Source organism: Marinobacterium sp. xm-d-564 (genome assembly GCF_013283345.1).
Lineage (GTDB): Bacteria > Pseudomonadota > Gammaproteobacteria > Pseudomonadales > Balneatricaceae > Marinobacterium_E.
The window spans coordinates 268,836-281,004 of record NZ_WBYO01000002.1; the positions used below are offsets into that span (position 1 = coordinate 268,836).

12 protein-coding genes are annotated in these 12,169 nt (G+C 48.3%); 4 read left to right on the forward strand and 8 right to left on the reverse strand.

The window, feature by feature from the left end; translation table 11 throughout:
* Positions 1 to 2 precede the first annotated feature (2 nt).
* From XMD564_RS03610 to cysD, 8 genes are all read right to left on the reverse strand, one after another.
* Positions 3 to 713 (reverse strand): electron transport complex subunit E, encoded by a 711-nt coding sequence (locus XMD564_RS03610; RefSeq protein WP_173480849.1) that lies wholly within the window; start codon positions 711 to 713, stop codon positions 3 to 5.
* Complete coding sequence (gene rsxG / locus XMD564_RS03615) at positions 703 to 1,359, reverse strand: electron transport complex subunit RsxG (protein WP_173480850.1); 657 nt, start codon at positions 1,357 to 1,359, stop codon at positions 703 to 705. Before rsxG ends, XMD564_RS03610 begins: the two co-directional genes overlap by 11 nt.
* Positions 1,360 to 1,361: 2 nt before the next feature.
* Positions 1,362 to 2,414 (reverse strand): RnfABCDGE type electron transport complex subunit D, encoded by a 1,053-nt coding sequence (locus XMD564_RS03620; RefSeq protein ID WP_173482436.1) that lies wholly within the window; start codon positions 2,412 to 2,414, stop codon positions 1,362 to 1,364.
* A gap of 9 nt (positions 2,415 to 2,423) precedes the next feature.
* On the reverse strand, positions 2,424 to 4,496 hold the full coding sequence (gene rsxC, locus XMD564_RS03625) for an electron transport complex subunit RsxC (protein WP_371740247.1): 2,073 nt from the start codon (positions 4,494 to 4,496) through the stop codon (positions 2,424 to 2,426).
* On the reverse strand, positions 4,493 to 5,086 hold the full coding sequence (gene rsxB, locus XMD564_RS03630; RefSeq protein WP_173482437.1) for an electron transport complex subunit RsxB: 594 nt from the start codon (positions 5,084 to 5,086) through the stop codon (positions 4,493 to 4,495). The genes rsxC and rsxB overlap by 4 nt, the downstream gene beginning before the upstream one ends.
* 9 nt (positions 5,087 to 5,095) lie before the next feature.
* A complete protein-coding gene (gene rsxA, locus XMD564_RS03635) occupies positions 5,096 to 5,677 on the reverse strand; it encodes an electron transport complex subunit RsxA (protein WP_173480853.1) in 582 nt (193 codons plus the stop codon).
* Positions 5,678 to 5,793: 116 nt separating this feature from the next.
* Positions 5,794 to 7,449: a sulfate adenylyltransferase subunit CysN gene (cysN, locus tag XMD564_RS03640; RefSeq protein ID WP_173480854.1), complete on the reverse strand. Its 1,656-nt coding sequence runs from the start codon at positions 7,447 to 7,449 to the stop codon at positions 5,794 to 5,796.
* 10 nt (positions 7,450 to 7,459) lie between these two features.
* On the reverse strand, positions 7,460 to 8,377 hold the full coding sequence (cysD, locus tag XMD564_RS03645; RefSeq protein WP_173480855.1) for a sulfate adenylyltransferase subunit CysD: 918 nt from the start codon (positions 8,375 to 8,377) through the stop codon (positions 7,460 to 7,462).
* Positions 8,378 to 8,607: 230 nt separating this feature from the next.
* Between cysD and XMD564_RS03650 the strand changes: the two genes are divergently transcribed.
* Genes XMD564_RS03650 through XMD564_RS03665 form a run of 4 tightly spaced genes read left to right on the forward strand, consistent with a single transcriptional unit; the run spans position 8,608 to position 12,167 of the window.
* Complete coding sequence (locus XMD564_RS03650) at positions 8,608 to 9,393, forward strand: sulfite exporter TauE/SafE family protein (RefSeq protein WP_173480856.1); 786 nt, start codon at positions 8,608 to 8,610, stop codon at positions 9,391 to 9,393.
* Positions 9,394 to 9,425: 32 nt separating this feature from the next.
* A complete protein-coding gene (locus tag XMD564_RS03655; protein WP_173507814.1) occupies positions 9,426 to 11,081 on the forward strand; it encodes a nitrite/sulfite reductase in 1,656 nt (551 codons plus the stop codon).
* The gene (locus XMD564_RS03660) at positions 11,068 to 11,547 is read left to right on the forward strand and encodes a DUF934 domain-containing protein (protein WP_173484492.1); all 480 of its coding nucleotides are present in this window, start codon (positions 11,068 to 11,070) and stop codon (positions 11,545 to 11,547) included. Before XMD564_RS03655 ends, XMD564_RS03660 begins: the two co-directional genes overlap by 14 nt.
* Entirely contained in the window at positions 11,544 to 12,167 is a 624-nt protein-coding gene (locus XMD564_RS03665; protein ID WP_173507815.1) for a phosphoadenosine phosphosulfate reductase family protein, read from the forward strand. Before XMD564_RS03660 ends, XMD564_RS03665 begins: the two co-directional genes overlap by 4 nt.
* Positions 12,168 to 12,169: the final 2 nt, after the last annotated feature.

The window sequence follows — 12,169 nt, forward strand, 5'->3', positions numbered from 1 at the left end:
GCTTAGCCTGTTACGCGGACCCGTTTCGAACCCGTACTTACGGGAGCTTCGGTTGGCTCAGGGATTGGTTGTCGCTCTTTGATTCGCTGATCAATCAGGTTTTTCAGTGCGATCAAAAGGCCTAAACCGAGGAATGCGCCCGGCGGTAGAATGGCAAATAGGAAGTTAGGGTAGTCATCTGCCAGTGTAATATGCCAGTTCGTTGCCATCTCTCCGAATAGAAGATCCATGTTGGCAAACAGAGCACCGGTGCCCAGTAGCTCACGCATCGCGCCGAGAATGACCAAGACCAGCATAAAGCCAATCGACATAAAGAAGCCGTCAATAAACGACTCTTTGATCGCATTTCGAGAGGCAAAGGCATCGGCGCGACCCATAATCACGCAGTTGGTGACGATGAGCGGAATGAAAATACCCAAAATGGTATAGAGTTCATAAGTGAAGGCCTGCATCAGTAATTCGATGGCGGTGACAAAGGCGGCAATAATCATCACGAAAATGGGTAGACGAACCGTTTCAGGTGTTAGCTTGCGGAACAGTGATACCGTCAAGTTGCTGCCGGTCAGAACGACCAGTGTCGCCAATCCAAGTCCTAGCGCGTTAACCACCGAGTTGGTGACGGCGAGTAGTGGACAGAGTCCAAGTAGTTGAACCAGGGCTGGGTTGTTAGTCCATAACCCATTCTTAATCAGTGTCTGTGTTTCACTCTGCATAGCTCTTCTCACGATTCGCGGGTGACAATAACAGATTCTTGTGGGTCTCAAAGTAGTCTAACGCAACGCTGGTTGCTTTGACGACAGCCCTAGGGGTAATGGTTGCACCAGTAAACTGATCAAATTGACCGCCATCTTTTTTCACGGCCCAGTTTGAATCATCTTGACCCTGTCGACGAGTCCCTCTGAAGCTTTCTATCCAATCTGATTTAGCTCTATCGATTTTATCGCCAAGCCCTGGGGTCTCTTTGTGGGAGATGACTCGCACACCAGCAATGGAGCTGTCCGCATTGATTCCGACAATCAGATCAATGTCGCCAGAGTAACCCTGAGAGGAGGTGACCGGTAAAATAACCCCCACTACCTGATCGTTTTGTATCGCTTGGTAACCAGTGGTCCCAGTCTCGACGTTCAGCTGTCCTGCATCCAGTTCAATGCGATGGTCATACAGCTGTTCATCAATGCTCGCAGGGAAGATCTCATAGAGTGCCTTCGATTCAGCTTCACGAACGTTGGCATCAATACGATCGACCGTCGTCACTTGGGTAATGGCGATCACAGCAGCCGACAAAACGGCAAATAGACCAATACCAACCGCGCTCTTAGAGATGGATTGAGTGGTGGTAGGGTTCTCATTGATCTCCATACTCACTCTCCTTTGGGTCCAAGACGTGCACGTTTATGGCCGTAACTACGCGGTTGGGTGTAGTGGTCGATCATTGGCGCCGCTAGATTCATTAGAAGAACCGAGAAAGCAACCGCATCAGGATAGTTACCCCAGGTTCGAATAATGAAAATTAACAATCCGATACCCATACCAAAAACGATTCGACCGCGGTTACTGGTAGCGGATGAAACCGGATCCGTAGCGATAAAAAACGCCGCTAACATAGTGGCACCCAGTGTTAGGTGATTAAACGGGTCAACAAAATTACTGGGATCGACACCATAAGCGATGGCACTCACCAAGCCTAGGGTGACAAGAATGCTGACAGGGGTATGCCAAGTGAATACCTTTTTGTAGATCAGGTAGATGCCACCCATAAACCATGCGGCCGAAAGGGCGTGATAGGCTGCGGCACCCTCAATCAAGGTTTGATTGCTGCGCCACATCTCTTCTGTCGTAAAACCATCACGGTTGCGCAGAATATCCAAAGGGGTCGCCCCGGTGTAGGCATCCATCATCTGTGATGATCCGGCAAAGATCAGTGACAGTGACTCCGATATAGCTGGAATGGACCAACCCTCACTGCCACTTAATACGTAGGGAAGGTTCCAACTGGTCATCTGAACCGGGAATGAGACCAGCAGTAGGGCGTAGGCGACCATGGCTGGATTAAAGGGATTATTACCAATGCCGCCATAAACCTGTTTAGCAAATAGAATCGCAACAAACATCCCAACAATACCGATCCAGAGCGGTGCTGAGGGCGGTATAGAGACTGCTAATAGAAGTGCCGTTACCGTGGCGGAATAATCACCTAGGTAGCGTGAAATGGGCAGTCCGCGCATCTTCAGAGCAAGCGCTTCAAACGCGAGCCCTGAGGCTAGGCAGATCGCAACCTGAATCAAAGTACCCCAACCGAAGAAGAGGGTCAGCGCGAGTATGCCTGGAATCATCGCCAGAATGACTAGCTGCATGACACCAGAGCTGGTATTGCTGCGGGTAACGTGGGGTGAACTCATCCGTATCAGTGACATCTGTTAATCCTACTCGTACGGTTTAAGTTGTGATTCAAGTTGAGCGAAATGACTTTTGGCTGACTCAAGATCGGTTTTCAGAGCTTCTTGCTCTGTCTCGTCATCACTCTTGCTGATCGCACGTTCAATCTTGGTTATGGCAACCTTCGCCATGGCAACATCAATGCGCAGCTGTTTAAGATCAATTCCTGCGCTCTGGGCCAGTTCAATCAGAGCATTGTCAGCATCAGTATGGGCTTTGCTTGCCTCTTCTAGGCGAGACTTCAACGCTTCGATTTCGCTTTCGTCTTTCTCTTCGGCGGCTTCTGCCTTCTTCAACTTGGTGCGCATGATCGAAACTTGCTGCTTCAGCGCTTTTAGATCCGGTTTAGTCTCTTTCGGTTCGCTCTTAGTTGGCGTTGATTGGACTGCTTCCGTTGTAGAGCTGTTCTGAAGGGCCTGTTCAGCCTCAGTCGCTGCCTGTTTAAGTTTATCGACAGTCGCTTGCAGAGTTTCAACGCCATCCAGACCTTTATCTTGGGCATTTTTGAGGGCGATTTCGGCTTTCTTCAATTTGGTTCTGGCAACGGCCGCAGCTGTTTTCAGTGCCGCTGTGTCATCTTGCGCAGTTTCACTGCTGGACTGTTTCTTACGTTCTGCTTGAGCTTTAGCCGCTTCAGCCGCGCGTGCTTTACGTCGTTCCGCTTTCTCGATTGCCTCGCGTTCTAGGCGAGCTTGTCTCGCTTCGAATCGCTCACGAGCATGGTCAGCTTTGCGTTGTTCAAGTTCCTCTGCACGGATCTCAGATTTGGCAAAACGGTAGAATTGCACCAGAGGAATGCTGCTAGGGCAGACGTAGGCGCAAGCTCCGCACTCTATACAGTCAAACAGGTTATGGTTTTTCGCCTTCTCAAACTCTTTGCCTTTTGCAAACCAGTAGAGCTGCTGCGGAAGCAGTTGTGCAGGGCAGGCCTGTTCACACATTCCACATCGGATACAGGGCTGTGCCGCAGGCGCTTCGGGCATCTCGCTATCGGTCGCCGCGATCAGACAGTTGGTTGTTTTGATGACCGGAATTGAATCGGTTTCTGCGGCAACCCCCATCATTGGACCGCCCATCACCAGACGATGCATGGCGCCCGGTTTTAGATCAGCCGCCGAAAGCAGTTCTGAAAAAGGTGTTCCGATCAGTGTCCAGAAGTTCCCAGGGTGCTCAACTGCCTCACCGGTTACCGTCACAATACGTTGTATTAATGGCTCCCCGTGATTGATCGCGCGATGCAGCGCCTGAGCAGTCCCAACGTTTTGCACCACAATGCCGATGTCAGCCGGTATTTTGCCACTCGGTACTTCGACACCGGTTAAAAGCTGAATCAATTGGCGTTCACCACCGGAAGGGTATTTGGTCGGAACCACGACGAGATCCAGATCGATATCAGCCTCAGCGAGCGCCTCATTGAGGGCGCGAATCGCGTTGGGCTTGTTATCCTCTATACCGATTAGGGTATGAGTTGGCTCCAACAGATGCTGAATGATTTTAATACCTTCTAATATTTCAGAGGCGTGCTCACGCATCAGCATATCGTCAGCAGTAATGTAGGGCTCACACTCAGCCGCATTGATAATCAAGGTGGTGACAATGTGATCTGAACCCAAGTTCAATTTCACATCGGTCGGGAAGCCTGCACCCCCCATACCTGCAATACCCATTTGGCGAATCTGGTTAACCAGTGCAGAACGCTCTATGCCCCTGTAATCAATTGCCTGATGTTCAATCCACTGATCTAGGCCATCTGATTCAATCACAATACACTCAGCGGTTAGACCCGACGCGTGCGGCACGGGTTGTGCTTCGATCGCGGTAACGGTGCCGGAAGTAGGTGCATGCAACGACGCGCTGATGCGCCCTACGGGTTCAGCGATGATTTGTCCTTTAAGTACTTTATCTCCAACAGAGACAACAGGGTCAGCGGCTAGACCAAGGTGTTGCTGGGTTGGAATGACCAAGCTTTTAGGAATGGGCATGGTCCGCACTGAAGCACGAGTAGACTGCTTCTTATTTTCTGGCGGGTGAATGCCGCCGTGAAAACTGAATACCTTCACGATGGATTCTCCTCAAAGCGAGGCTGTCTATCCGTCGCAATCAGATTATTGGTTTGAGGTGGTTCTGGCCACTTCCAGTTCAGTGTTGTCGTCGCCACTGGCAACATATCAATACAGTCGACAGGGCAGGGCTCAACACAGAGATCACAACCGGTACACTCATCGACAATGACGGTGTGCATCTGTTTTGCTGCACCTAAAATGGCATCGACTGGGCAGGCTTGAATACACTTAGTACAGCCAATGCACTCATCTTCACGAATGTAAGCGATCTTGCGAACATCCTCGACCCCGTGCTCTGAGTCCAGAGGAATAGAATCAACGTTAAGCAACTCGGCCAATTGGTCAATGGTGGTCTGCCCACCAGGTGGACACTTATTGATCGCTTCACCTGCTGCGATACCTTCAGCGTAAGGGCGGCAGCCAGGGTGACCACATTGGCCACATTGAGTTTGTGGTAACAGGGCGTCAATTTGATCAACAATCGGGTCACCCTCCACTTTGAAGCGGACGGCTGCGAAGCCAAGAATGACACCAAAAATCAGTGCCAGAATGGCGAGAACAAGAATGGCTAGTGCAACGCTACTCATGCAGCCACCTTAGAACTGAACCAGGCCAGCAAAGCCCATGAAGGCGAGTGACATAAGGCCAGCCGTAATCATACCGATGGCTGGACCTTTAAAGGCAACTGGCACCTCAGCAACAGCAATGCGCTCACGCAGCGCCGAGAAAAGAATCAGTGCCAACGAAAAGCCAACTGCAGCACCAAAACCATAACCAATGGATTCGATAAAGTCGTTCTGTTTGCGAATGTTCAACAGTGCTACACCCAATACCGCACAGTTGGTGGTAATCAGTGGCAGGAAGATACCCAGTAGCTTGTAGAGCAGTGGACTGGTTTTATGTACGACCATCTCCGTGAACTGCACAACCACAGCGATCACGAGAATGAAACTGACCGTCTGTAGATAGATCAGATCAAATGGCAGTAGCAGATAGGTGTAGACCAAGTAGCTGCAGACAGAAGAGAGCGTCAGTACGAAGGTGGTCGCGAGCGACATCCCCATGGCGGTCTCTAGCTTGTTGGATACCCCCATGAAGGGGCACAAGCCTAGAAATTGAACCAGTACAAAGTTATTCACCAGTACGGTACTGATTAAAATTAATAGAAACTCAGTCATCGTCTATCGCTATGGCGTTGAAAGCAAAAAGAAGCTTAATAAAAACGGTTTAGAGTGTACCCTAAACCGCCTCTATAACCCAGTATCAACGGTTGTTTCAGGTCAATTAGACGTCGCTAAAGTAACTTTAGTTCAGTCAGTGACTGCAGAATCAAATCTACCTGTTTTTCGGTCGGTAGGGTGATATCGAGATAAACCTCAGCGTTTGCATGCGGTCCAATGACAATATCACTTCCATCCTCGATAGTACTGAGAACAACGAGTCCTGCCTCTTTTAACAGTACTGCATCGTCTAGTCGGCTGCTCACCGCCGGTAGAAGGCCTCTATCGAAGAGACGTTTCTCCAGAGTGAACAGCACCGAATTTGTGACATTCGGTAGTCCAACAATCAGAGCGTTATGGCCTAGGCGACGAGCTCGAAGGCTAGCATCAACCACCGTTTCAGAGTGTATTTCGTTGTTCTCAATCGGCTGCTCAGCGTCAACCATCATGCCCGCGGCAATGGTTCTATTGGTTAAGCGGTCAATAACAACAAAGGATCCGGTCGAACCATTTTCTAGGTAGGGATCCATCTGAATCGCGCGATCGAGTTGCAGACTGACTTCTGCAATCTCATTAAGCGTCAATGAATCTGCAGGCAAGGCCTCTTGGCTATTCACATCCACTTTGAAATGAATATCAGTGACTCGACCAGAGGATTTCGCTGCTGTTGTTTTAATGAGAAGGTTGTTGCCTACCTTAAGGGGAGATTGGTCCATCCAGATCAGTTTGGCTCTAAAGGCGTTAATGGGCTCGACCTCATCATTCGCCAGCACCAGAGTGTCACCTCGTGAGATATCGATTTCATCTTCAAGCGTCAGCGTGACGGCCATCGGAGCGAAAGCACGTTCAAGATTCCCATCCATCGTAACGATCGATTTAACCTTGGATTGCTTATTACTGGGAAGGACTTTGACCTCTTGACCTACCTCTATGGAGCCTGATGCGATGGTTCCTGCATAGCCACGGAAGTTTAAGTTAGGGCGACTGACATACTGTACGGGGTAGCGAAAAGCCTCAGACGTTGCACGTCCAGTATCTACATCCTCTAGCAACTCCATAAGGGTTGGACCTGAGTACCAGGGAGTGTTGATGGATGGATCGACAACATTATCACCCTGCAGTGCAGATATAGGGCAGAAGTGAATATCAGATAAGCCCAGTTTATCGGCCAAAGCGAGATACTCTGCCTGAATCTCGTTAAAACGATTCTGATCGAACTCTACGAGATCCATTTTGTTGATCGCGACGACAATGTGTTTAATACCCAGTAGGGAAACGATGTAGCTGTGGCGACGTGTCTGTGTCTGAACGCCGTATCGGGCATCGACCAGAATAATCGCCAAATCCGCTGTTGATGCGCCGGTCGCCATGTTTCGTGTGTACTGCTCATGACCGGGTGTGTCGGCAATGATGAACTTACGTTTTGCAGTAGAGAAATAACGATAAGCGACATCAATGGTGATGCCTTGTTCACGCTCGGCCTGAAGGCCATCGACCAACAGCGCTAGATCAGGTTGATCGCCGGTTGTGCCAACACGCTTACTCTCTTTATTGATGGCAGCAAGTTGGTCCTCATAGATCATTTTAGAGTCGTGAAGCAGGCGGCCAATCAAAGTGGACTTGCCGTCATCGACGCTGCCACAGGTGATAAAACGGAGCAGCTCTTTATTCTCGTGCTGCTCAAGGTATGCGTTAATATCACTGGCAATAAGGGATGATTGATGACTCATAATATCTATCCTAGAAATATCCTTCGATTTTCTTCTGTTCCATGGACCCTGCACCGTCATGGTCTATAGCGCGGCCCTGCCTTTCAGAGGTGGTAGCCAATAGCATCTCTTGAATGATCTCAGGCAGTGTTGTGGCTGTAGATTCAACGGCGCCCGTTAATGGATAGCAGCCTAGGGTTCTAAAACGGACCGATTTTTGTTCAGGTACTTCACCGTCATTAAGTGGTAAACGCTCATCATCGACCATGATGGTCATGCCATCTCTCTGAACCACTGGACGCGGCTTAGAAAAGTAAAGTGGTACTAAAGAAATATTCTCTAAGTATATGTATTGCCAGATATCTAGCTCTGTCCAGTTCGATAAAGGAAAGACACGAATGCTCTCGCCTTTATTGATCTCAGTGTTGTAGATATTCCACAGCTCTGGCCTCTGGTTTTTTGGATCCCAACGGTGGTTTTGGTCCCTAAATGAGAAGACGCGTTCCTTGGCGCGAGACGCCTCTTCATCACGACGAGCACCCCCAAATGCGGCATCAAACTGATACTTATTTAGAGCCTGCTTAAGGCCTTGAGTCTTCATGATGTCAGTATGTTTTGCGGACCCATGGACAAAGGGGTTGATGTTCATATCGACGCCCTCCTGATTGATATGAACCAACAGCTCCATACCCGCATCTTTTGCCATCTGATCTCTAAACTCGATCATCTCTCGGAATTTCCAAGTGGTATCGACATGAAGCAGTGGAAAAGGAGGATTGCCAGGGTAAAAAGCCTTACGGGCTAAGTGCAGCATGACTGATGAATCTTTACCGATAGAGTAGAGCATAACAGGGTTATTAAACTCAGCAGCCACTTCACGAATGATGTGAATGCTCTCTGCTTCAAGCTGTTTGAGATGGGTCAAACGATCCGAGCTAATAAGATTCATAGCGCCTCCTTAATTTCGATAACGCATTATGCATACCAATTTATATAACCCAAAAGAATATATAAAAATTAAGATAGCAGTTTTGGTTATATAAAATTTATCATCTATAAATATTAGCTATATAACTGATTCGGATAATATTACGACTAAATATTATTTTGAGTTATATAGAAAGGTATATATATTCCATTTCGTAATTTATATTCTTATCTTTATAACGGAGCAACCACATGGAATTTGGATACTCTTTTGCTGGCCTTTTGGTTGGTTTCGTTATTGGTTTAACCGGTATAGGTGGTGGCGCGTTGATGACGCCTATATTAATTGTCGGTTTTGGTGTGCCTTTAATAGTGGCTGTGAGTACGGATCTTCTATACGCCGCATTTACTAAAGCGGGTGGCATCATTAATTACGCAAAGAGACAGTTGGTCGAGTGGCGTGTAGCGGCACTGCTGTTGTTGGGGAGTTTGCCAAGCTCATTTTTGACGCTGATTCTTCTCAGTCAGGTTGATTCGGTGGCAACTCTCGAATCAACCATCAACTTAACGCTTGGGATCTCTCTGTTACTCACCTCTATTGCAGTCTTCTTTCGTGAGGCAATTCGTCGTTTTTCAGACAAGCAGTCCGATACGACTTTTGCGCAAACACTTGTAAAGTTGCGTCCCTATCTAACGGTGCTATGTGGTCTCTTTTTGGGTGGGTTGGTCACACTTTCATCAGTAGGGGCAGGTGCGCTAGGAACCGCCATGCTGATCTTGCTCTATCCGCGTTTTTCAATGGGTACGATCGTTGGAACGGACTTAGTCCATGCCGTCGTGCTCACGGCTTTCTCAGGGTTTGGTCACATGCAGATGGGTACAGTGGATTTGGAGCTTTTGGCCTACCTATTAGTGGGCTCACTGCCCGGGGTTTGGTTAGGCAGTCGATTAGGGGCGAATCTATCTCCTAAATTGATGCAGCCGATTATCGGCAGTCTGTTAATGGCGATAGGTATCCGTTTCGTTTTAGCGGTTTAAAAGAATATTTCAGTAAAGGGTTAGGGTAGACGATGTATATCTATAACGACGTTGATCAAAAGATCGTTGATGAGCGTGTTGAACAGTATCGCGATCAAACCAAGCGGTACCTAGAAGGGAACTTGAGTGATGACGAGTTTCTAGCACTCCGTCTGATGAATGGTCTCTATATCCAGAGACAGGCACCTATGCTTAGGGTAGCTATTCCCTATGGAACGATGACCTCGACTCAGTTAAGAGCTTTGGCTGCGATCTCTAGAAAATATGACAGAGGCTATGGTCACTTTACGACGCGTACCAATATTCAATTTAACTGGCCAAAACTTGAAGAGGTGCCTGATATTTTGGCGGATCTCGCTAAGGTTCAACTGCATGCGATCCAGACTTCAGGCAACTGTATTCGAAATACGACCACTGATCACTTTGCTGGCGTTTCCGCAACTGAAGTTTCGGATCCTAGGCCATGGTGTGAGCTGATTCGTCAGTGGTCGACTCTGCATCCTGAATTTGCCTATCTTCCACGAAAATTTAAGATCGCTATTACCTCAGGGCCAGAAGACCGTGCAGCTACTCAAGTTCATGACGTTGGCTTGCACCTCATCAAGAACGCTCAGGGCGAGCTAGGCTTCGAGGTATTAGTTGGCGGTGGTTTAGGGCGTACACCGAAGATAGGTAAAGTGATTCGTCAGTTCTTACCCGCTAATGAGGTGATCTCTTACTTGGAGGCAATCCTGAGGGTTTATAACTTAAAGGGGCGTCGTGATAACAAGTATAAAGCTCGAATCAAGATATTAGTTGATGCGCTGGGTGCTGATGCGTTTCGTGATCTTGTCGAAGAGGAGTGGCTGCATCTCAAAGGGAGTGATTTGCAAATTACTCAAGAGGAGATTGAACGGGTCAGTGACTTTTTCACGCCACATGACTACAACGCTCAAGCGGCTGCTGACACGACATTGGATCACTATCTAGAGACCAATTCAGAGTTTAAACATTGGTATCAGAGAAATACACATCAGCACAAAGTGCCTGGCTATCGTGCAGTGACTGTCTCCCTTAAGCCGCAGTTGGGAGCGCCGGGGGATATCACAGCCTTGCAGATGGATCTGGTGGCAGAGTTGGCGGATCGTTACTCCTTTGGACAGATACGCTCAACGCATCATCAAAATCTTCTATTGGCCGATGTTGAACAGAGAAACTTGTACTCCGTTTGGCTAGCGCTCAGTGATGCAAATTTAGCTCGTGCCAATATCGGTACGTTAACCGATATGATTGTCTGCCCTGGGTTTGATTTCTGTTCTTTGGCCAATGCAAAAACCCTGAACATTGCTCAGCAGATTAATGATGCCTTTGATGATGTTGATTATCTGCATGATCTTGGTGATATACGCCTCAATATGTCGGGATGTATTAATGCCTGTGCCCATCACCATGTGGGCCATATCGGTATCCTAGGTGTCGATAAGAAGGGTGAGGATTGGTATCAAATCACACTGGGTGGATCGAGCGAAGCCGATGCATCACTGGGTAAAGTGCTGGGACGAGCTGTCGCTGCTGATGAGGTGGCCGATACGTTAAAACGTCTTCTAGAAACCTATGTGGAACTACGAAAGGGTGATGAGCTGTTTATCGATTGCGTGCGCCGACTAGGTGTTGAGCCGTTTAAGGAGAGAGTCTATGCCGTTGCTTAAGCATAAAACCTTAGTCAGTGATGATCCTTGGGTTTTTCAGGAAGAGTTTTCAGACGTTACAGAGTCATCCATCGTTGTGCCATTCACTCAGCTTCTTCAGCAAGTGACGATTGCACAACCTCAGGAACGATTGGGCGTCAGACTCAGCAGTGAGGAGTCACTGGATGATCTGATTCCACGTTTAAATCAGGTATCGCTGGTTGAAATCTATTTTGAAGCGCTACGCGACGGTAGAGGCTTCAGTTTTGCTCGCCTGTTACGTCGTGAAGGTTTCCAGGGTGAGATACGTGCCAGCGGTGAGGTGAGCCGTGATCGACTGGATTATCTCTATCGGTGTGGCTTTGACTCAGTGCTGTTGCAGGCTCCGATCGATGCTGAACAAGCCCAAACAGCCTATCAAGAAATTTCCGTGCACTATCAGGCTGATGCGCGAAACGACCAACCCATCTATAGGCAGACATTATGAGCTTAGATATTAAAAAGGCTAATCAACAACTCGCCGGTGCAACCCCTCAAGCGATTGTCGAGTGGGCACTAGAGCAGGGTGATAACCCGATTATTACGACCAATTTTCGTCCCTATGAGTCGGTCATTCTGCATCTAGTGACCTCCATTAAACCGGATATTAAAGTGCTTTGGGTTGACTCAGGTTACAACACCTCGGCGACCTACCGCTTCGCCGAAAAGCTAATCCAAGACCAAAATCTGAATGTGATTACCTATGTGCCAGCACAAACAGCAGCGCATCGTAATGTGGTCATGGGTGGCATCCCTGACGTGGATAGCCCACTGCATGAAACCTTTACACAGCAGGTCAAAATCGAGCCATTTCAGCGGGCTCTTACTGATCTGAAGCCGGACGTCTGGTTTAACGCCATTCGAAAAGATCAGACTGAGTTTAGACAGTCACTGGACGTCTTAAGCCAATCAAAAGATGGTGTGCTGAAGGTGGCGCCACTGTTTGAGCTGACAGAGGCTCAACTTGAGTCCTATCTGCTAGAACACAATTTGCCGAATGAGCATGACTATTTTGATCCAACTAAAGCGCTAGAGACCCGTGAGTGCGGGCTTCATACGCAACTGTAGAG